Here is a 21,197-nt window from a genome sequence, read left to right as displayed (position 1 = left end):
TTGAAAAAGATCGAAGCAGTAATTAAACCATTCAAGATTGATGATGTGAAAGATGCACTGGAAGAAATCGGTATTGCAGGTATGACAATTACCGAGGTTAAGGGGCACGGACGTCAGAAAGGGCATACTGAACTTTATCGTGGTGCCGAATATGTGGTTGATTTTGTACCCAAGGTGAAAGTGGAAATCGTCGTATCAGATGATCGTCTGGACGACACTGTGACTGCAATCTGCAGTGCGGCATCAACCGGCAAAGTGGGTGATGGTAAGATTTTTGTATCCACCGTTGATCAGGCAATCCGTATTAGAACAGGTGAGCGAGACGACGAAGCACTATAGTGCGGTCTGTGATTGCCTTTTTATTTGGCTTGTGACAAAGTCTCGCTTCCTATTTTACCGGGTGGGACTTTCTTAATCTAAAACAGGAGAATTAGTTGTGAGTGACGCAATTCAAAAGGTCTTTGACCTCGTAAAAGAAAATGAGTGCGAATTTGTTGATGTACGTTTCACCGACACACGCGGCAAATGGCAGCACGTTACCTTTCCAGCCCATGAGCTGAATGAAGACAGCTTTGAAGACGGTTTCGCCTTCGATGGTTCATCTGTAGCCGGCTGGTGTGACATTAATAATTCAGATATGGCGCTGATTCCGGATCCGGAAAGTGCAAATATCGATCCATTCTTTGAAGCATCCACACTGGTGTTGGTTGCACAGGTAATCGATCCGATTACCGGTCAGGATTATAACCGTTGCCCACGTCAGGTAGCACAGCGTGCTCTGAGCTATATCCGTTCAGCGGGCATTGCAGATACAGCATACTTCGGCCCTGAACTGGAGTTCTTCATCTTTGATGGTGTAACCTGGAATAACGAAATGGGTAGCTGTGGCTACCAGATCGAATCCGAAGAAGCTGCCTGGAACTCAGGCAAAAACTTTGCTGATGCCTCTGACGGCATGATGCGTAACTACGGCCACCGTCCGGGTGTAAAAGGTGGTTACTTCCCGGTTCCTCCGGTTGACTCGCTGCATGAAATCCGCAACGACATGTCTCTGGTGATGTCTGATCTGGGTATTCACATGGAATGCCATCACCATGAAGTAGCAACTGCGGGTCAGTGTGAGCTGGCCATGCGTTTTGGTGAGCTCATTGAACAGGCAGATAAAGCACAATGGTACAAATATGTGGTTCACAATGTTGCGCATGCGCATGGTAAAACTGCTACCTTCATGCCAAAACCAATCTATAACGATAACGGTACTGCCATGCATGTGCATCAGTCACTGTGGTTGAATGGTAAGAACCTGTTTGCAGGTGATAAATACGCCAACCTGTCTCAGGAAGCGCTGTGGTACATCGGTGGCATCATCAAACACGCACGTGCTTTGAATGCATTCACTAATGCATCTACCAACTCTTACAAGCGTCTGGTTCCAGGCTTTGAAGCACCGGTAATGCTGGCTTATTCAAACCGTAACCGTTCTGCTTCTATCCGTATCCCGGTTGTGAATTCTGATCCGGCTCGTCGTATCGAAGTTCGTTTCCCTGACCCATCAGCTAACCCGTACCTGTCATTCACGGCCATGATGATGGCCGGCCTTGACGGTGTGGCGAACAAGATTGATCCGGGTGAAGCGGCAGATAAGAACCTGTACGATCTGCCACCGGAAGAAGGCAAGAAGATTCCTACTGTTTGCTCCAGCCTGGAAATGGCACTGGAAGCACTGGATGCAGACCGTGACTTCCTGAAAGTTGGTGGTGTGATGGATGACGATATGATTGACGGCTACATCGAATTGAAGATGGAAGAAGTTAATGAAGTTCGTATGCGTCCACATCCAATGGAAATGGAACTCTACTACTCCTGCTAATTGCTGCAGGACGTTATCATAAAAAGGCCGCCCGTTGGGTGGCCTTTTTTTGTTGAATATGGATTCAGTTGCATTTTTACTATACTTTGTGACACAACTGATGATTCTGTGTTTTTTCAGGGAGAGAAGGCCATGCATTTAAAAAGAGAAATGAGTCTTGTATCAATGTTCATTTTTGCTGCATTGCTTGCCGGTTGTGCATCCCAGTATGAAGAGAGACAAGTGAACCTCAAGGCTATTGGTGAAGATATTTGCCGCGACCATGGCGGGTTGTCATCGATTGACCGGGTCGGGCCACAGGCTGTTTATTTGTGCCGGCACGGCATGTCCTATCAGTTATCAACAGATGGCGCATCCACCCTTTTGCAGACCCGATAACAACAAACGAAAAACAAATTAGTGTTTCCAGCCTTTCCAGCGGACGGAGAAGTTTTGGTCTGCACTGAGATTTACCCAGCGATGAAAATGATCACGTTCGAGTAACATCCATGGCCCCGGATGATTAGAGAATAGAACATGAGCTGTTATTTTTTGTACGTACCATGGATTTCCCATATTGTTGATCATGTTTATTCCAAAGTCGGAGAGAGCTGTTAACTGGACAGATTGTTGTTGCATACCATGGCACCTCCTGATGTTTTTTACCCGGGACTTAAATCCCTCATCTTAAATGTATCGGCACGAAATCAAACAAATGAAGTTTATGGCATATGAAGGTTTTTACTGTTTGAATTGCAGGGTATAGTTATGCAATGAGCGACCAAATCGATTCCATTCTTCAGCAAGTACCCGAAAACCTGCACGATGATATTCGCCGCTTATTTGAGCATTCGCAACAGTTTGCGATGTTGATGCGTACAGCATCAGAAGAAGACTGTCTGCAACTGTTCAAACCGCTGAGTGATGCGATTCTGCCTGATGGAAGTGAGCGCTGGATACCTTCTTGTGAGAGTAACGAGCTTGTCACATGTCTGGCTCATTTGCGCCAATGCAAGCACCGTGGTCACCGTCATCTGATCTGGTGGGAGATGGGCTTAAGGGGTGATATGGATGCCTCATGCCGGGCGATTGCCGATCTTGCTTCAGGTTTGATGGATGAGGCCTTGAATATGGCCGGGCGCCTGATTGCGCCACGTTATGGCTATCTTGAGGGCGGTTCATTTTGCGTAATCGGTCTGGGTAAACTCGGCGGGCGCGAACTGAATCTGGGCTCAGATGTTGACCCGCTGTTTGTCTGGCAGGGTGAAGGGCAGACAAGCGGTGGACGCCAGTCTATTCCGGCTGCTGAGTATTATATGCAGCTATCCCGCATGCTGATTCGGCTGATGAGCGAGCGCACAATCGACGGCATTGTATGGCCGGTGGATATGCGACTTCGTCCGGGGGGAGATGCAGCTGCTATCGCGTTGCATCTGGATGCGACAGTAAACCATTACCTTGAATACGGACAGACATGGGAGCGGGCCATGCTGATCAAGGCTCGTCCTGTAGCCGGGGATGAAGCTCTCGGTCAGGCATTTGTTGATGGTATTGTACCATTTATTTATCGCCGTTATCTCGACTACACTACAGTAGCAGCTCTTGCCGAGATGAAACGTCGTATTGATGGACAGGCCGGCAGCGGAGGTATCGCACCGGGTTATGATGTGAAACGCGGCCGAGGCGGCATCCGTGAAATTGAGTTTGTGATTCAGTCCATGCAGCTGTTGCACGGCGGCAGAAATAGGGATTTGAGGGTTCAGCCCAGTATGCAGGCGATAGATCTGTTGATGCAGGCAGATGCGATAGGCGAAGAGGATGTGAACAGCTTGAAAGCAGCCTATCGATTCTGGCGCAGGATTGAGCATGCTATTCAGTCCCGCAGAGGTGAGCAGACGCATAAGTTGCCTGCTGACTTTGCCGATTACCTTAGCTGTGCAACCGGAATCGAGGATGTTGAACAACAGATGATTCAGCATGCTGCCATTGTAGAGGAAGCCTTCCGTAAGTTCGTTAGACCGGTTGGTGAAGAAAACGAACAGGTATCCGGCTGGTTGACCGGTGAACATGTTGAAATGAACAGCCTGGATGAAACTGAACGGGAACGCATCAACCTGGCTCTGAATGGCATTGATGAATGTCTTTCCCGAGGCTTGCTGCCAGAGCGCAGTCGGGCACAAGTGGAACGCATTCTAGAGCAGGCTATGCCGGTATGGCTGGATGATGAAAATGGCGTTACAGCTCTGGAGTCGTTCGCAAAACTGATCCATTCCATTTCAGGGCGCGCCACCTGGATTGATTTGCTGGCGACACATCAGGGCTCGCTGGACTGGCTGATCGGCGTACTCTCTGCAAGCCAGTACCTGGCCGATCATATTGTTAAGGACCCCTCCTGGCTGGAATGGCCATTGATGAGTGAACACAGTGAAACTGACATCCATCATATCTGTGCAGAGTTGAATGCTTTAGATGGCTTCGAAGATGTGGAACAGACACTGGCCGATATCGGCCGTGGGGTAGATCGGGCACGACTTCTGGCCGCACTGGCCGTGGATGCCCATTCTGCAGATGTTATGACTATTGGCAGATGGCTGGCAGATATGGCTGATGCTGCGACTTCAGCGGTGCTAAGGTTATGTCTGCATGAAATGGCACTGCCGGTTGATTTTCCATTTGTGGCACTGGCTATGGGGAAACACGGGTCGCATGAGATGGGGTTGGTATCCGATCTCGATATGGTCTTTATACTCGTGCATGAAAATCCGTCTGAAATGATTGGCCGTCGCAGCATGGGAGAGCATGGCCAGCGTATTGGCCGGCGTATGATTCAGTATCTAACCGGGCAACCGCCATTCGGAGCCGGCTTTGAATTTGATGCACGCCTGCGTCCTTCAGGCAGTTCCGGTGTGCTGGTGACTAATATTTCCGGGTTCAGACACTATCAACGTCATGAAGCCCAGACGTGGGAACATCAGGCACTGTGCAGGGCGCGTCCTGCGGCAGGTCCTGAGTCTGCAAAAGAGAGCGTCGAGATGGCTGTGAAAGAGGTTCTTGATCTGCAGCGTGACCCGGTTGTCATCGCTGCGGATGTAATCGAGATGCGCCAGAAAATGATCGATCACCTGGGCAGTAAGAACTCCGATGTGAAAAACCTCAAGCATGATGCCGGAGGATTGGTTGATATCGAGTTTCTTGCCCAGTATGCGCGGCTTAATTTCGGCGGTAACCGGCGCAGAACGACTGATGTGCTGCGTGAATTGCCTGCTTCTGTACCTGAAGCCTGGAAGCAGGAGGCTGATTGGCTGGCTGATACGTATCTGGATTATCGTCAGATGGAGAATGCACTGCGGGTGGAGCTGTGGCGCTCGATCGGTAAGCTGCCAACCGATGCTGAAGCCACAGAGTGGGAAACCATGCGTCGCCATGCTGCCATAAAGGCTCCGGATGCATTGATGGAACGAATGCAGCAGGTGCACAGGGTATTTAATCTTTTACTGAGTGCTTGATGGATCGTGCGGCTGAAATGGACGATTAACTACAAGGTTAAATGGGTCTAGAATAAGAAATGGTTGGAGGCAGGGGCGAGAATCGAACTCGCGAATAAAGGATTTGCAGTCCTCCGCCGTACCACTGAGCCACCCTGCCTTATAAACCATCAAAGAAAGAACGGGGGAAGTTGCTCCCCCGATTTTAACTGGAGCGGGTAACCGGGCTCGAACCGGTGACCTCGACCTTGGCAAGGTCGCGCTCTACCAACTGAGCTATACCCGCAACAGGTGCGAATAATGCCGTTTAAGCGGCAGTTGTCAAAAGCTGTTTTTAATATTGATTGAAAAGAAATGGTTGGAGGCAGGGGCGAGAATCGAACTCGCGAATAAAGGATTTGCAGTCCTCCGCCGTACCACTGAGCCACCCTGCCGTATAACCATTACATAAAAAAAAAGGGGCCATAAAGGCCCCTGCGATCTGGAGCGGGTAACCGGGCTCGAACCGGTGACCTCGACCTTGGCAAGGTCGCGCTCTACCAACTGAGCTATACCCGCGATCGGCGCGAATAATGACGAGCCGCTCAGGAGAGTCAAGTCTTTACTTGCAAGTTTTTTTAACAAGCCTGATTGCAAACGAATCCGGTAGGCGAAGCTATTCATTTGTGGCAATATATGTTCAGTTTAGTTGTATTATTCATATGCAGGGAGACTTCTATTGAGCAACTCACAAGATCGTAAGATTTATATCCTCGATACCAATGTTCTGATTCATGATCCGAGTGCCTTACAGCGCTTCGATGAACACGATGTGGTGCTGCCTATTGTGGTGCTTGAAGAGATGGATAATGTTAAAAAAGGGGTGGATGAACTGGCACGGAATGTGCGGGAAGCATCACGTGTACTCGATGATTTAAGTGCTCAGTGTGAGGATCTAAGCAAGGGATGCGAGCTGCCCGGCGGCGGACGTCTGTTTTTTGAGCTCAATCACCGTTCATTGGAAATACTTCCGGATTCACTGGCCAAAGGCAGTGGTGATAATCGTATCATTGCAGTCACCATGTCTGTGCAGAAGGAACATGCCGAGCGGCAGGTAATTCTGGTCTCCAAGGATATTAATCTGCGTATCAAAGCGCGTGCGCTTGGACTGAAGACAGAAGATTACCGCTCTGATCGCGTAGTCAGTGACCTGTCTGTGCTACCCAGTGGAAAAGTTCGCCTTGATCTCGATACCTGGACAGCAATGGCGGAAGGCATGGAAGTGAGCGAACACGATCACGGTAACCATTATGCTGTTACCTGGCCGGAAGAGATGGACCTGCCGTATATCAATTCGTTTGTGGTATTGCCCGGAGACCGTGAAGTGGCGATGCGCTGTCAGCAGGTTGATGAAAATCGACGTGTCCACCTGTTCGATACGCTCTCTTATCGGCATGAGCGTCATGCAGTTTGGGGTATTCAGGCCCGCAATCTTGAGCAGAACATGGCCATGAATCTATTGATGGATGCTGACCTTGATCTGGTTGGTATATTGGGGCTTGCCGGTTCAGGTAAAACATTACTGGCGCTGGCTGCGGGCTTGCATCAGACGCTGGATATGGGGCTGTATGAGAAAATCCTTGTGACTCGTGCAACTGTCCCGATGGGGCAGGATATCGGCTTTCTGCCTGGTACCGAACGAGAAAAGCTGGAGCCATGGATGGGTGCGATTACCGATAATCTCTCTATTCTGCTTGGCGATGATGCCCAGAATATCGGAGATATCCTTGGCCAGAACCGCATTGAAATAGCCGCTCTCTCTTTTGCCCGTGGTCGTACCTTTACCAAGACCTGGCTGATTGTAGATGAGGCACAAAATCTGACGCCACACCAGATGAAAACTATTGTTACACGCATGGGTGAGGATTCGAAAATTATTATTCTCGGCAACAATGCCCAGATTGATACGCCTTATCTGACTGCGCACACCAACGGCCTTACCCGTGCTGTATCAGCCTTTTCCGGTTGGGATCATGCTGGCCTGATTGCTCTTAAAGCCAGTGAACGCTCGCGCCTTGCAGCGAAAGCGGTTGAGATTCTATAGCTTGTAGAGACGGTTTGAATCTATGACTCCAGCAGGCTTTTAATTGTCTCGCTGAGTTTCTGGATTGTGTGTGGTTTGGAGAGCAGTGCCGTCCCGGCGGGAAGAGCTTCATGCCTGAGTGCTTTATCTTTATCGTATCCGGTAGAGAAGATCACTTTTATATCGGGCTGGATTTTCCGGATTTGTTCAATGGCTTCTTTGCCACCTAGTTTCGGCATGACGATATCAATGAGTATCAGAGTGATTTCATTCGGATTGTTAGCAATTATTTCGACGGCCTCCAATCCATTTGAGGCGACACGAACGTTGTAATTGATGCTTTCCAGGATTTCGCTGTTACTTCTGCGAACGATCTCTTCATCATCAACAATCAGAATCGTTTCTCCATTGCCTTCTGTAACTCTGGCAGTAGAAGGTTCAGGTGAAACTTGCCGGTGCTCTTGCTGGATGGGAATATAGACATGAAAAGTGGAGCCATTGCCTTCAGTGCTGTCCGCTTCGATGAATCCCTGATGTGTTTTTACTGCTCCGAAAACCATGGCTAGCCCGAGACCTGTTCCTTCACCTTGTTCTTTGGTTGAAAAGAAGGGCTCAAACAGATGTTGATGATCGTGCTCAGCAATACCACAACCATTATCCTCAATACTTAGATGTGCATAAGCACCGGGATTGAAATAATTCTTTTCTGCAACAAATGCATTATCAGCCTGGAACTTTTCAAGTTTGATGCCGATGAATGGATTAGAAGTATCTTTGACTGCATCACGGGCATTGTTGATCAGGTTCATCAGTACCTGGTGAAGCTGGGTGACATTGCCAATGATTTGCATTGAATCACCGGATATATCCTGACGTATTTCGATATTTTCCGGAATGGAGGTTCTGAGGAATTTCAGTGTTTCCTTAATGAAGGGGTTCAGCGGCATAGGTTTCATGGATACCTCACCTTTGCGGGCAAAGGTGAGCAGCTGCTGAATCATGTCAGAAGCCCGGAATGACAGCTCTTCAACATCGGAAAGTTTCTGTACGACATCAGGCATTTCCCGCGTACGTTTTTTTGCTAAATAGAGGTTTCCGGTGATACCAGCCAGCATATTGTTGAAGTCGTGGGCAATGCCGCCAACCAGTGTACCGACGGCCTCCATTTTCTGCGCCTGATAAAACTGTTCCTGACTTTTCAATAAGGCCTCTTCTGCCCGCTTGCGGTCAGAAATCTCTATACCGATGCCGGAAATGTGCTTTTTCCCATTTACTTCCAGCAATACAGCGGTAAACAGGCAAGGTGTCCGAGCTCCGTTTCTGGTGTACAACTGCTCCTCAATTTCTGCGCTACCCTCTGTAAAGACGGTTGTGATGGCCTCAGTGATGGCTTGGTGGCTGTCTGGATGGAAAAAATCGAGTGCGCGTTTGTCAACCAGTTCTTCATTGCTGTAACCGGTCAGTTCATTGAGTTTCTTGTTCCACCTGATCAGCCGCAGATCCTCATCTATCAGATAGAGCATGCCCGGCACAATGTTCATAACGGCATCGGAAAAACTTTTCTCCTGTTTTTCACTTTCTCGCAGAGCTTGTTCTATCCGCTTGCGTTCTGCCTTTTCCTTCATCAGATCGAGGGTGCGAGAGGAAAGGCTGTCGTACATAGCCAGAACGGTATCAATCAACAGCTTCATGGAGCCGCTCATTTCATGGTCAGCATGCACTTTGGCTTGTTCCAGCGACAGGCCTGAATCGATCGCCAGAACTGCTTTGGCCATGCGTTTATCACTATCGAGAATATGATAAGCCAGCCAGTGGGTGAGAAACTTGAGAATATCTTCTATCACCTCATCCAGAGGTTTGGTGTTTTCTTCTTCTTTTAATTTTCCGACATTGACCATAAAAGATTCATGCGTCTTGTGGTGACTGCTACACCAGGGGTCATCCTTGAAATATGGATCCCAGATGCCTTCCTCGGTTTTGAAGTGATGATCAGCATATGCCGCCAGTTCTCCAAATACTTTATTCAGTGCAACGGGATCGGATCTGTGCGCCAGGTGGGCTGCCAGCTTGTTCAGCAGGTGCACCAGCTGTTTATGTTGTTCATCAATTTCCGCAATGCCGGTTGCAAAATTTTCGTTCCACGGGAAAACTTCAAAAAATTCAATAGTGTTATCTGGCATGAAGTCCCTCGGTTGTGGCTAATTAGCATTTAGTTATTCTGATAAATGAAGCAAGATGTTTGCCATTATTGGCAGTAAACGCTGCAGGCTTGGCTTTAGTTGTCTAGGGATATGTTCAGGTAATACACGGCCACGAATGGCTTGAATGGAGGAAATGAACCCAGGCTTCAGTGGGTTTCTTATATTCGGCCAATTGAAGCTCCAGCACTTTCAGGTCTGCATCGGAAATATCATTGGCGGCTTTCTGGCGTTTGTCGATGCGCTCTCTTAAAACAGACTCATCGATATCCAGCCAGTAGAAGTGCAGGGGAGCTTTACACGCAGCTGCGAGTGCAGCTACACCCTTGCGTGAGTCCGGGTGCAGGAATGTGGCATCGAGAATGACTGAAAAGCCGGCATGCAGTGATATTCGGGCGGCATCGAACATGGTTTTATGTGTGTTGATATGCATTTCACGTCCATACAGTTCCAGTTCAGGGTGGTCTGCAGCAATGCGTTTGCGTGTGGCATCACTGCGAATAATGATGGCCTGTTCCACGCCGCAACCGAGCAGCGCCAGGTGACTTTTGCCACTGCCTGATAGACCACCGACAGCAAACAGTCTGGGGCGCACTGACGCTGTATATGAGGCTGCAAGGGTGAAATATGCTCTGGCTTCTTTGAATTGGGACTCCTGCTCACTCAGCTCAAGTTCTCCTGCAAGCAGGCAGGCTACCTTGCCGCGCACACAGGCCCGGTAGTAGAGGTAATAGCGCAGCAGAATAAGACCTGCATAATCAGCTGATTGTTCGAGATAGCGTGAGAGCAATCGCATCGCCAGATCCGGGCGCTTGTGGGCATCCAGATCCATGACCAGAAAAGCAACATCATTCATGACATCGATGATGCTGAATTCATCATTGAATTCGATACAGTCGAACAGATAAGGCTGATGATCGATAAGCGTGATGTTTCTTAGATGCAGGTCACCATGACAATGGCGCACAAAACCCGACTCCTGTCTTTCCATAAGCTGTGATGCTAGCTGCAGCCCTGCCTGTTCTGCGTAGTTGGATAACTGCTGTGACATATCCTGAGTGATAACCCGCCCTGTATATTCGCGAGCTACACTGAGATTGGTCCGGATATGTTCGTTCAACAAGCTGAGGTGATTAATCGTTTGCTCACTGACTGTCTTTTCCTGTCTGTGGAATTGAGCGATTTTACAAGCCAGTTGATCCAGCCATGCCGGATCGAACGTTCCGCTGGCAAGTTGTTGGTCAAACAGATTGGACTGATCGAACTGTTTCATTTTAAGGCAGTAGTCGATCGGCATACCGTCGCCATGCAGTCTGTAGGTCTGTTTAGCCCTGTTTATTGGCAATATATCCAGATAAATCTCGGGAGAGAGCCTGCGGTTCAGTTGCAGTTCACGTTCACAATAATATTTGCGTTGCTCAATTGTGGTGAAATCGAGGAAACCAAAGTCGACCGGTTTTTTGATTTTATAGGCGAAGTTGCCGGTGAGAAATACCCATGAAATATGGGTCTGGATGAGTTCGATTTGCTTAACCGGATGCGGATAAAAATCTGCAGAATAAAAACAACGCACATGTTCAGGTAATTCGGACATGCCTCAGGCCTTAAACAAAACAGGCTCCGGAAAACCGGAGCCTGTATGAATAATAAAGCAGTAGCAGCATTAGCCGTGCTGGATGAACATGCCCCGGTTGATATCACCGATGCTGACCATGCCGCTTAGCTTGCCGTCATCTACAACAGGAATACGACGCAGGTTTTTCAGGCCCATGAAGGATGCTGCTTTTAAAATTGGAGTTTCCGATTCAACAGTCATTGGGTCAGGGGTCATGACCTCTTTTACCTTCATACACATGACACGCTTGTAGTTTTCTTCCATGTCTTCGAAATCACGCGCAGTTTTAGCATCGTGAATATATTCACCAAAATTAGGATATAGCGGCAGCATGGTGTCGCGAATGGTGATGATGCCTAACAGTTTGTTTTCATCATCATCTGCAACTACCGGCAATGAGCCACAGCGACGCATAACCATTTTTTGTGTGGCGTCATGCAGTGTGTCGCCTGCTTTGCAAGTGAGACTACCACGTGACATTACTTCAGAAACTTTCATGATTCCTCCCGATAAACGAAATGACCGGATCAGTTGATCATTTCAAAGGCGCAGCATATCACGGAATTTGATGATTGTGCATATGCTTTATTTCGCATGAATTTGTTGACAGCCGAATATGAGACGGTATGTTTCCGCGCCTCAATATAGGTGCAGCGAAGGCTGTAAGGAGCAAAGAAACGTGGCAAATCATGTATCAGCACTGAAACGATCTCGTCAGGATCAGAAAAAACGCATACAGAATCGCGGGCAGAAGTCTGCAATGCGTAGTGTAATCAAAAAAGTTCTGGTCGCTGTAGAAGCTGGTGACAAAGAGACTGCAACAGTTGCACTGCGTCAGGCTACTTCCCTGCTTGATCGCGCTGGCCGTAAAAACCAGATTCATGCACGTCAGGCTTCTCGTCGTGTATCGCGTCTGAATGCGAAAGTAAAAGCAATCGCCTGATTTAGTTCTTTAATATGAAAAGCCCGTCTGACCATTTGGTTTGGCGGGCTTTTTTTTGTCTGTTCTGTAGCATCCTGGCCGATTCCGGAGGTGAGTTGGTATGAAAATCTTGGTTATCGGCGCGTCGCAGGGCATTGGATTGGAACTGGTCAAGCAAGCCATTGATGCCGGTCACCATGTTACGGCGATGATGCGTGACAAGTCCGTGTTCGACGCCCATCCTCATAAACATCTGAAAATAAGGCAGGGTGATATTCTTACGCGCAAGATTGTTGAGGGTGCCTGTGTCGGCCAGGATGCAGTCTGTATCACGGTTGGTATGGTGCCATCGAGCAAACCGGTGAAACTTTTTTCTGACGGCACTGCAAATGTTCTCAAGGGTATGCAAAAAGCCGGCGTTAAACGTCTGTTGGCCGTGACCGGTATCGGGGCAGGGGATAGCGAGGGGCATGGCGGCTTTTTCTACGATAAGGTGACCCGGGCTGTGCTGCTAAAACATGTCTATGATGATAAAAATCGCCAGGAGGAGTTGATTCGCTCCAGTGATATTGACTGGACTATCGTACGCCCTGCACTGCTGACGCGAACAGGTTTGACAGCTGACTACCGGGTGTTGACTGATCTGACCGGCATAAAGGCTGATAAAATATCCCGAGCCGATGTCGCTCACTTTATGTTAAACGAACTTGAGCATGCAGATTATGTCCATCAAACACCGTTGCTGAGTTACTAAGTTACATTTTGTATGAGCCAGATGAGGCTTGGTATTCGTGGGTGAGATGGTATCATGCTCTGTGGAGGGCCGTGATGACTAAACCGACTAAAATTTCAAAAAGTGATTATGAAAAAGCGCTGGCGGATATCTATGTTGAGCTGGTGAAATGGCAGTACTGGATCAAGAAAAAGGGCCTGCGCGTGATGATAGTGTTTGAAGGCCGCGATGCGGCAGGCAAGGGCGGCACGATCAAGCGCTTGATGGAGCCGCTGAATCCACGTGGTTGTAATGTAGTAGCCTTGCCTGCTCCCTCAGACCGGGAAAAAACACAGTGGTATTTCCAACGCTATGTGCAGCATTTTCCTGCAGCAGGCGAGATCGCGGTCTTTGACCGCAGTTGGTACAACCGAGCAGGCGTCGAGCGGGTAATGGGTTTTTGCAGTGATTCTGAATATAGAGAGTTCCTGCGTTCCTGTCCTGAATTTGAACGTATGATCGTACGCTCAGGTATCATATTGCTGAAATACTGGTTCTCAGTCAGTGATGAGGAGCAGGAAAGACGTTTCCAGAAACGCGCAACGGATGCGACGAAACACTGGAAGTTGAGTCCAATGGACCTTGAGTCCAGAGATCGCTGGGTTGAATACTCGAAAGCGAAAGATGAAATGTTTTTCTACACGGATATTCCCGAGGCTCCGTGGTCCGTGGTTGATGCAGATGTGAAAAAAGCAGCGCGTTTGAACTGTTTAAGTCATATCCTCAGTTCAGTTCCTTATGAGGATATCATGCCCGCACCTATGGATTTGCCGCCGCGTAAACAGCAAGGCAGCTATGAGCGACCCGCGATCACTACCCAGAATTTTGTGCCGAAAAAATTCTAAGCCGTTGAGAGCTTCAGCGCCGGTATCTACTTCTCAGTTTTACCGGCGTTGATTCTGCTTGCGTTGGCACCGCGGAAGCCGAAAAACAGGCCAACGAGCGCAAGTGGCATGGCGGGAATCCACCACTGAACAGTAGCTGAGACTTCTGCCCGATATTCACGTAATATCAGAATGCCAAACAGGCAAAATCCGAAAATAACAATATCCATGACCTGTGTACCTTTCTTTTCCATAACAGCAGCTCCATTCAGTTGATGGCGGCATCTTAAGGCCTGTTCGCGGAGCCTACAACCTGATTGGCATTCAATTATAGCTGCTGTGATTGAAAATATGTGACAATTAAGGTTTTATTCATCTATTCTGTTTACTATGCTGCGTGCGCTAACAGTCTATCCAGGAGTTGGAGAACTTTTTGTCCGAAAATATCCGCGAAATACCCTACAACTATACATCCTATTCAGATCGTGAAATTGTCATTCGCTTTTTAAGCGAGGATGCCTGGGATGATTTGAATGTCTTGCGTACCCAGCGCAGGACAGGCCGTTCTGCTCGTATGCTGTTTGAAATTCTTGGTGATCTTTGGGTGGTGGAACGCAATCCCTTCCTGCGCAATGATCTGCTGAATAATCAAAAGCGTCGCCAGAAAATGCATCAGCGCCATTACGACCGTCTGGCACGTATTACAAAAGGGGCATCAGATAATCCTCGCGCACAGAAAGTCGCAGCCTGCACAAGTCGCATGCTGGAAGATTTTTATGCCTGGTTTGATAACGAACCGATTCGTCGTAAAAAGGCACGCAAGGCATTTGCAAAACATACGCACCCCAACAATATCCATTTTGATGCCTATACCTTGACGCATCATGCAACCGATGCCACTGACTGGCGCCATCATGCCCCATTCTGCGTGTTAATACCTGATTCGGCAGATGAGCTGCCGGGCCTGATTCGTGCTACTGCTGAGCTGGAACTGGTTGTGATTCCGCGCGGTGGCGGAACCGGTTTGTGCGGCGGTTCGGTTCCACTGTCCAATAATGCTGTATTGATCAATGTTGAGAAACTGGATCAGATAGGTCCGATTCTTGCGCAGGATGTGGGTAGCAAAGGTGAAGTAGCCACGATTACCGCTGGTGCAGGTGCTGTGACCGGCAAGGTGATGGAAGCAAGCCGGCCGCATGTGTTTGCAACTGACCCGACCAGCCTCTGGGCCTGTACGATTGGCGGTAATGTCGCGTCCAATGCCGGTGGTAAACATGCGGTCATCTGGGGAACCTGTGTCGACAATCTGCTTAGCTGGAAAATGGTGACACCCGATGGCAACTGGCTGTTGGTGGAGCGCATGAATCATAACATGGGCAAGGTGCATGATGAGCACCAGGTCAGTTTCCGTTTGACGACGACCGATGCTGAATCCGGCAAGCTGATCTCCGAAGAGATGCTGGAGATCAAAGGCTCGGTGTTCCGTAAACAAGGGCTGGGTAAGGATGTTACGCGTAAAGCCATGGGTGGACTTCCCGGGGTACAGAAAGAGGGGACAGACGGTTTTATTGTCGAAGCCACATTTGTTCTGCATCGCTCATTTGATGTGACGCGTACTGTATGCTGTGAATTTTTCGGTCAGGAACTTTCTGATGCGACGAAAGCCATGGTGAAGATCAAACATCATGTGGATGATTTTGAAGGCGCGCACCTAGAAGGGCTGGAGCACTTTGATGAGAAGTATGTCAAAGCCATCGAATATATCTCCAAATCACCTCGGCGTGAGTCGCCACGAGTCGTGCTGCTGATCGATGTTTCAGGTGATGATGAACATGCTGTAGCCAAAGCCTGTGCAGATATCTGCCGTATTACATCCAACGGCAATGGCGAAGGTTTTGTTGCAACATCGGAGGCGGATCGTAAACGTTTCTGGGGTGACCGTGGTCGCATGGCCGCTATCGCCAAACATACCCGCGCCTTTAAAATGAATGAGGATGTGGTGATTCCGCTGGATCGACTGTCGGAATACAACGATTACGTTGAACATCTGAATATCGAGAATTCGATCCTCAATAAAAAGGATGCGATTGAGGCGATTTCTGCCTATCTCGATGATGCGCGCAAGCGTATTTCCGGCAACCGTTTGGAAACCAGTGATCTCAATCTGGATGATGACCCTTATCTGACTGAAAAGCTGGATCAGTGTATCCGGTTAATTGCGACCACGCGTGAAAACTGGTGTCGTCTGCTCAAAGGCATGGATGAACCTGCTAAAGAAGTGGCCCATCTGCTTGAAGATATCAAATACAAACGCTCTGAAGCCCTGTTCAGAGTGATCCAGAGATCAGCTTTGCGTATCTCCTACCGTGATGAGGTGGAGAGGCCGTTGTGTGATATGTTGCGCGGGCATGACTCACTCATCGAAGGGGTGAAAAAAGCACATACCAAGGCGCTTTCAGGCCGCATCGTCGTGGCCACGCATATGCATGCCGGTGACGGCAATGTACATACCAATATTCCGGTCAATTCCAACGATTATGCGATGATGAAAAAGGCACATCGCGTGGTTGAAAAGGTGATGGCCAAAGCGGTAGAGCTCGGCGGTGTGATTTCCGGTGAACATGGTATAGGTATTACCAAGCTGGAATACATGGATAAAACGGTTCTGCAGGAGACAGCAGAATACCTGAAACGTGTTGATCCTGGGCATCTGTTTAACCGTGGTAAGTTGATGCCGGATACTGATCTGCGTTTAAGTTATACACCGAGTTTTAATTTGCTGGAAATGGAATCGATGATTCTAGAAGCAGCCGACCTGACGGATCTCTCTGAATCGATTTCACCGTGTCTGCGTTGTGGCAAGTGCAAACCGGTCTGTAATACACACTTCCCGCGAGCCAATATGCTGTATAGCCCGCGTAACAAGATTCAGGCATCCGGCGCCATGATCGAAGCCTTTCTGTATGAGTCGCAGACAGGATCAGGCATCTCATTTGAACAGTTTGAGGGCATGCATGATATCGCCGATCACTGTACGATCTGTCATAAGTGTGAATCGCCGTGTCCTGTAAATATCGACTTCGGTGATGTGACTGAAAAAATGCGCGCACTGCTCAAGGATAAAGGGCAGGCCAAGTATAACCTTGGCTCAAAGTTATCATTGATGTTCCTGACACTGCAGAATCCAAACGCTGTCCGTATGATGCGGGAGGCTGTGATTCGCTGGGGTTATGCCGGTCATAGAATGCTCAATCGACTTGGTAAGCTGTCAGGCCTGGTGAAGAAAGAGCCTGCAGCCAGTCGTAATCTTGAAGGTGTGCAGGCACAACTTATTAACTTTATTGAACGTCCGCTGCCTGCACTGAAAGCTGGAACAGCACGTCAGAAGCTGGGTATTGAATCCAGTGACAAGAATATGATTCCTGTACTTCGTGATCCTAAAAAAGCCAATGGCAGGGCAGTATTTTATTTCCCCGGTTGTGGTTCGGAGCGTCTGTTTTCACAAGTGGGTCTGGCGACACAGGCCATGTTGTATGACTTGGGTGTGAATGTGGTGTTGCCGCCGTCTTATCTCTGCTGCGGTTATCCATCAACAGCAAGTGGCGATCATGAGAAGGGCGATCAGATCACCTATGATAACAGAGTACTGTTTCACCGCATCAGGAATGCACTCTCCTATCTCGATTTTGAGGCGGTCATTGTATCCTGTGGCACCTGTTATGATCAGCTGACCAGGTATGAACTCGGTCAGGTATTTCCGAATGCACCGTTGATTGATATTCATGAGTATCTCATGGAGCAGGGTATGAAAACAGAGGCAGTGAGCGGCGCTGAATATATGTATCACGTACCGTGTCACTCTCCCCTTAAACGGCATGGCAGCAAAGCCGCCATCGAATCGCTGCTGGGTCAGGATGCTGTGAAATCGGAAGATTGCTGTGGTGAGGCGGGTACACTGGCTGTCGCGCAACCCGCGATTGCAGGCAAGATTCGCATGCGCAAGGAAGAACAGATGCAGATTGCCAAGGCGAAGCTGCCGGGCGTTGCCGAACAGAAGATTCTCACCTCATGCCCATCATGCTTGCAGGGACTGTCTCGACTGGAAGGGGAGAGCGGAGTCGAAGCAGAATATATTGTTATCGAACTGGTTAAACATCTGCATGGTGAGGATTGGCAGAAGCAGTTTGTTCAGAAAGTGAAAAGTGGCGGTATCGAACGGGTGCTGATGTAAGATGTCAGTAACCAGGTTGCTGCTGATCGCCTGTTTGTTTTCATTGGCTGCCTGTGCCAGTGGACCTCCGAGAAATGTCGATGACGCCTGTAAAATTTTTAAAGAGAAAGATGACTGGTATGAATATGCCAATGACTCTTATGAGAAGTGGGGTGTGCCGGTGCATGTGCAACTGGCGATCATGTGGCAGGAGTCGCGTTTCCGTGCTGAGGCCAAGGCACCCAGAGATTACCTGCTTGGCGTGATTCCATTCGGCCGAAAATCGGACGCTTATGGTTATGCACAGGTGAAGGATGCAACCTGGGACTGGTATATCGATAGATCCGGCAACTGGGGCGCTGATCGGGATGACTTTGAAGATGCTACGGATTTCATCGGCTGGTATGGCACATATTCACACAAAACACTCGGTATCTCCAAGTGGGATGCTTACAACCAGTATCTTGCCTATCACGAAGGTCATGGTGGCTGGAAGCGTAAAACCTATAACAGGAAACCGTGGCTGATTAAAGTCGCCAAAAAAGTAAAACGCAAAGCCGCCACCTATAGCGCTCAACTCAAACGCTGCAAGGATGACCTCGATGATGGTGGCTGGTTCTGGTGATTTTGGCCGATTAATTTTATAGCCTGTACTTGCAAAGTTTTAAATGAAAGTTTATAAATCTATTTAGTATCATGGATAGATACGAATAGAGGGTGCCCGTATGAATGAAAATGGCGCACATGGACAGGACGACACTTTATCTAGGCTGCTCAGAGTTGAGCAGCTTCAACTCTCACAAAATAATCTAAATTCTTCATTACTTGCGAATCTGATTATTAGTTCCATTCTGGTATTTCTGCTCAGACCGGTTATTGATCAATCCACGCTACTCATATGGTGGCTGATTGTTCAGACAATATCAGTATTTCGTTTTATCGATATTTTGCGATTCAGGAGGGCTTCACCTGCTCCCGATGCAATTAAACCGTGGTTGAACAGTTTTAGTATTGGCACATATCTGGGTGCTATTGCATGGGCGGCAGCACCAATATTTCTTTTTCCGGTTGAATCTATTTCGCATCAGGCTCTTATATCCTTTGTGCTTGCCGGGATGACGGCAGGAGCGGGCGTTACGCTGTCTTCTTTATGGCGGCCAGTTTTGGCATATCTGCTTTTGCCACTGATCCGTTGGCTATTCAGTTTGCGCTGCAGGACACAGATATCGGCTGGTCTATGTGCATAATGGTATCATTGTATATGATCATCATGATATCGGTCGCTCGTAAGAGCCACGATAGCAATATACAGAATATTCGCTTGCGTATTGATAGTAATTTACATGAAAAAGAACTGCTGCACAGTGAGAAGCGATTCCGCGATATCTCCATGAGCATGGCTGACTGGGTGTGGGAAGTTGATGCCAGTGGTCATTACACGTTCGTATCGGGCAAGGTGAAGGAATTGCTTGGTTATGAACCTGATGAGGTGCTGGGGAAAACACCATTTGATCTCATGAATGAGCAGGAAGCTGTCAGAGTTGCTGCAATGTTTCAGGAAATTGTCGATAAACGTGCCCCGGTTATCGATCTGGAGAACTGGTGTAAAGGCAAGGCAGGTAAAGAAGTATGCATGTTAACCAATGCTGTCCCGGTCCTGGGAGAAGATGAAGAACTGCTCGGATACCGCGGCGTGGATCAGGATATTACCGAACGAAAACATGTTGAGAATGAGTTGCGCAAGTTATCGCGAGCAATCGAATTTGCCGGTGAGTCGATTGTGATCACTGACCAGCATGGTGTGATTGAATATGTAAACCCGGCATTTTCCAGGATGACTGGTTATTCTGTTGATGAAGCCATTGGAGAGATGCCATCTATGTTGAAAAGCGGTGAACAGGATGAAGCATTTTATCAGTTATTCTGGAGCACCATAACCAGCGGAAAGGTATGGCAGGGCTCAATGGTGGATCGTCGCAAGGATAATTCCACTTACAATAGCATGATGACAGTTGCTCCAATAATGGATGATTCAGGTGAGATTACTCATTTTGTTGCCATGCAGATGGATATATCGGAGTACGAAGCTTTGGAAGCGAGATTCCAGCAGTCACAGAAGATGGAATCTATCGGTACTCTGGTTGGCGGCATTGCGCATGACTTCAATAATATGCTGGCAGCGCTACTCGGGAACCTCCATTTGGCCAGGAGAGTTGCCGGAGACGACCCGAAAATGATGGACCGATTGAATCGGATCGAAACAGTCAGCCAGAGGGCGGCAGATATGATTGCTCAGCTGCTGACCTTTGCCCGCAAAGGGAAAGTGGAGATGGCGCCACTGCCGCTGGCACCATTTATGAAGGAGCTGTTCAAGCTGGCTCGGCCGTCTATTCCTGAAAGCATTGATATGAAGTTGGAACTGGGGGGCGATGATATAATAGTCGTTGGTGATGTTACTCAGCTGCAACAAGTATTACTTAACCTGATTACCAATGCTTCTCATGCTCTTGAGGCAGTAAGCGAACCGGAAATCATCGTTGGATTTAAAACATACAGACCGGGTATTCGTTTCAGACAGGTGCATGCGGACGTGGATGCGAAGCACCTCGCTGTGATGTACGTGAAGGATAACGGCTGCGGTATTGCGGATCATATTCTGGATAAAGTATTTGAACCGTTTTTTACAACCAAGGAGCAGGGTAAAGGCTCCGGTCTGGGGCTGGCCATGGTGCATGGTGCGATTAAAACGCATAAAGGTGCGGTTGAAATTGATAGCAAGCTGGGTTGTGGAACAACAATATCGCTCTTTTTACCCTTGGAGCAGGATCTGAATATAACGGGGATACAGAGTGAAGTTTCGGCGTTGGAGAGAGGTGCCGGAGAAGGGATATTGCTAGTAGATGATGAAGAACTGGTCCGTGAAGTTAATTCCGAGGTGCTAGAGGATCTCGGATACCATGTTTTTACTGCAGAAGATGGGATGCATGCGCAGCAGGTGTATGAGCAGCATGCCTCTGACATTAATCTGGCTCTGGTTGATCTGGTGATGCCAAAAGTCGGGGGGATGGAGTTGCTTGCATGGTTGCGCCATCAGGACAAAACATTACCTGTTATTCTGATGACTGGTTATGACCGTGAACAAGTATTGCCTGCCACTGCAACACCGAAGCAGTGTGTGGTATTGAATAAACCGGTCGACATTTCAAAGCTGAGTCAGGCAGTTCGGAATATGTTGGAGAAACAGGCTGATTGAACCAATC

Annotated in this window: 17 protein-coding genes and 4 tRNA genes; 12 read left to right on the top strand and 9 right to left on the bottom strand. The window is 48.4% G+C overall.

Annotation, left to right across the window (positions count from 1 at the left end; genetic code table 11):
• The 3 genes from MMIC_RS00965 to MMIC_RS00955 all read left to right on the top strand — a co-directional run bounded on the left by MMIC_RS00965 (nucleotide 1) and on the right by MMIC_RS00955 (nucleotide 2,248).
• Entirely contained in the window at nucleotides 1-339 is a 339-nt protein-coding gene (locus MMIC_RS00965; protein ID WP_072658441.1) for a P-II family nitrogen regulator, read from the top strand.
• 97 nt (nucleotides 340-436) lie between these two features.
• Nucleotides 437-1,870 (top strand): type I glutamate--ammonia ligase, encoded by a 1,434-nt coding sequence (gene glnA / locus MMIC_RS00960; RefSeq protein ID WP_072658440.1) that lies wholly within the window; start codon nucleotides 437-439, stop codon nucleotides 1,868-1,870.
• 132 nt (nucleotides 1,871-2,002) lie between these two features.
• Entirely contained in the window at nucleotides 2,003-2,248 is a 246-nt protein-coding gene (locus MMIC_RS00955) for a hypothetical protein (protein ID WP_072658439.1), read from the top strand.
• An 18-nt stretch (nucleotides 2,249-2,266) separates the two neighbouring features.
• On the opposite strand, the gene MMIC_RS00950 is transcribed toward MMIC_RS00955, so the two are convergent.
• Nucleotides 2,267-2,488 (bottom strand): hypothetical protein, encoded by a 222-nt coding sequence (locus tag MMIC_RS00950; RefSeq protein WP_072658438.1) that lies wholly within the window; start codon nucleotides 2,486-2,488, stop codon nucleotides 2,267-2,269.
• Between the two features lie 134 nt (nucleotides 2,489-2,622).
• Between MMIC_RS00950 and glnE the strand changes: the two genes are divergently transcribed.
• On the top strand, nucleotides 2,623-5,355 hold the full coding sequence (gene glnE / locus MMIC_RS00945; protein ID WP_072658437.1) for a bifunctional [glutamate--ammonia ligase]-adenylyl-L-tyrosine phosphorylase/[glutamate--ammonia-ligase] adenylyltransferase: 2,733 nt from the start codon (nucleotides 2,623-2,625) through the stop codon (nucleotides 5,353-5,355).
• Between the two features lie 64 nt (nucleotides 5,356-5,419).
• Here glnE and MMIC_RS00940 read toward each other — a convergent pair.
• The 4 genes from MMIC_RS00940 to MMIC_RS00925 all read right to left on the bottom strand — a co-directional run bounded on the left by MMIC_RS00940 (nucleotide 5,420) and on the right by MMIC_RS00925 (nucleotide 5,892).
• A tRNA-Cys gene (locus MMIC_RS00940) sits at nucleotides 5,420-5,494 on the bottom strand.
• A gap of 50 nt (nucleotides 5,495-5,544) precedes the next feature.
• Nucleotides 5,545-5,620: transfer RNA gene (locus tag MMIC_RS00935), tRNA-Gly, on the bottom strand.
• A gap of 73 nt (nucleotides 5,621-5,693) precedes the next feature.
• Nucleotides 5,694-5,768: transfer RNA gene (locus tag MMIC_RS00930), tRNA-Cys, on the bottom strand.
• Nucleotides 5,769-5,816: 48 nt separating this feature from the next.
• Nucleotides 5,817-5,892: transfer RNA gene (locus MMIC_RS00925), tRNA-Gly, on the bottom strand.
• Between the two features lie 160 nt (nucleotides 5,893-6,052).
• Between MMIC_RS00925 and MMIC_RS00920 the strand changes: the two genes are divergently transcribed.
• Nucleotides 6,053-7,417 carry a PhoH family protein gene (locus tag MMIC_RS00920; RefSeq protein ID WP_227819284.1) on the top strand — a complete coding sequence of 455 codons (1,365 nt, stop codon included), beginning with the start codon at nucleotides 6,053-6,055 and terminating at the stop codon, nucleotides 7,415-7,417.
• A gap of 20 nt (nucleotides 7,418-7,437) precedes the next feature.
• Here the strand turns inward: MMIC_RS00920 and MMIC_RS12430 are convergent, their stop codons facing one another.
• From MMIC_RS12430 to MMIC_RS00895, 3 genes are all read right to left on the bottom strand, one after another.
• Nucleotides 7,438-9,576, bottom strand: a complete 2,139-nt coding sequence (locus tag MMIC_RS12430; RefSeq protein ID WP_083530368.1) for a bacteriohemerythrin — start codon at nucleotides 9,574-9,576, stop codon at nucleotides 7,438-7,440.
• 115 nt (nucleotides 9,577-9,691) lie between these two features.
• Nucleotides 9,692-11,188: a bifunctional aminoglycoside phosphotransferase/ATP-binding protein gene (locus MMIC_RS00900; RefSeq protein WP_072658435.1), complete on the bottom strand. Its 1,497-nt coding sequence runs from the start codon at nucleotides 11,186-11,188 to the stop codon at nucleotides 9,692-9,694.
• A gap of 69 nt (nucleotides 11,189-11,257) precedes the next feature.
• The gene (locus MMIC_RS00895) at nucleotides 11,258-11,707 is read right to left on the bottom strand and encodes a CBS domain-containing protein (RefSeq protein ID WP_072658434.1); all 450 of its coding nucleotides are present in this window, start codon (nucleotides 11,705-11,707) and stop codon (nucleotides 11,258-11,260) included.
• A gap of 181 nt (nucleotides 11,708-11,888) precedes the next feature.
• Here MMIC_RS00895 and rpsT point away from each other — a divergent pair, with 181 nt between their 5' ends.
• The 3 genes from rpsT to ppk2 all read left to right on the top strand — a co-directional run bounded on the left by rpsT (nucleotide 11,889) and on the right by ppk2 (nucleotide 13,748).
• A complete protein-coding gene (gene rpsT / locus MMIC_RS00890; protein ID WP_072658433.1) occupies nucleotides 11,889-12,152 on the top strand; it encodes a 30S ribosomal protein S20 in 264 nt (87 codons plus the stop codon).
• A gap of 100 nt (nucleotides 12,153-12,252) precedes the next feature.
• Entirely contained in the window at nucleotides 12,253-12,885 is a 633-nt protein-coding gene (locus MMIC_RS00885) for an NAD(P)-dependent oxidoreductase (RefSeq protein WP_072658432.1), read from the top strand.
• A gap of 74 nt (nucleotides 12,886-12,959) precedes the next feature.
• On the top strand, nucleotides 12,960-13,748 hold the full coding sequence (gene ppk2, locus MMIC_RS00880; RefSeq protein ID WP_072658431.1) for a polyphosphate kinase 2: 789 nt from the start codon (nucleotides 12,960-12,962) through the stop codon (nucleotides 13,746-13,748).
• A gap of 26 nt (nucleotides 13,749-13,774) precedes the next feature.
• On the opposite strand, the gene MMIC_RS00875 is transcribed toward ppk2, so the two are convergent.
• Nucleotides 13,775-13,981, bottom strand: a complete 207-nt coding sequence (locus MMIC_RS00875) for a hypothetical protein (RefSeq protein ID WP_072658430.1) — start codon at nucleotides 13,979-13,981, stop codon at nucleotides 13,775-13,777.
• 179 nt (nucleotides 13,982-14,160) lie between these two features.
• Between MMIC_RS00875 and MMIC_RS00870 the strand changes: the two genes are divergently transcribed.
• The 4 genes from MMIC_RS00870 (at nucleotide 14,161) to MMIC_RS00855 (ending at nucleotide 21,190) form a co-directional block, all read left to right on the top strand.
• Complete coding sequence (locus tag MMIC_RS00870) at nucleotides 14,161-17,958, top strand: DUF3683 domain-containing protein (RefSeq protein WP_072658429.1); 3,798 nt, start codon at nucleotides 14,161-14,163, stop codon at nucleotides 17,956-17,958.
• A gap of 1 nt (nucleotide 17,959) precedes the next feature.
• Nucleotides 17,960-18,562: a transglycosylase SLT domain-containing protein gene (locus MMIC_RS00865; RefSeq protein ID WP_072658428.1), complete on the top strand. Its 603-nt coding sequence runs from the start codon at nucleotides 17,960-17,962 to the stop codon at nucleotides 18,560-18,562.
• Between the two features lie 100 nt (nucleotides 18,563-18,662).
• Nucleotides 18,663-19,184: a hypothetical protein gene (locus MMIC_RS12655; protein ID WP_072658427.1), complete on the top strand. Its 522-nt coding sequence runs from the start codon at nucleotides 18,663-18,665 to the stop codon at nucleotides 19,182-19,184.
• 23 nt (nucleotides 19,185-19,207) lie between these two features.
• A complete protein-coding gene (locus tag MMIC_RS00855) occupies nucleotides 19,208-21,190 on the top strand; it encodes a PAS domain-containing hybrid sensor histidine kinase/response regulator (protein ID WP_171966424.1) in 1,983 nt (660 codons plus the stop codon).
• The last annotated feature ends 7 nt before the right edge of the window (nucleotides 21,191-21,197 follow it).

The sequence above is a fragment of the Mariprofundus micogutta genome (assembly GCF_001895085.1).
Classification (GTDB): domain Bacteria; phylum Pseudomonadota; class Zetaproteobacteria; order Mariprofundales; family Mariprofundaceae; genus Mariprofundus; species Mariprofundus micogutta.
The sequence above is the reverse complement of the archived record's forward strand: the minus strand, read 5'-3'. Positions and strand labels throughout refer to the sequence as shown.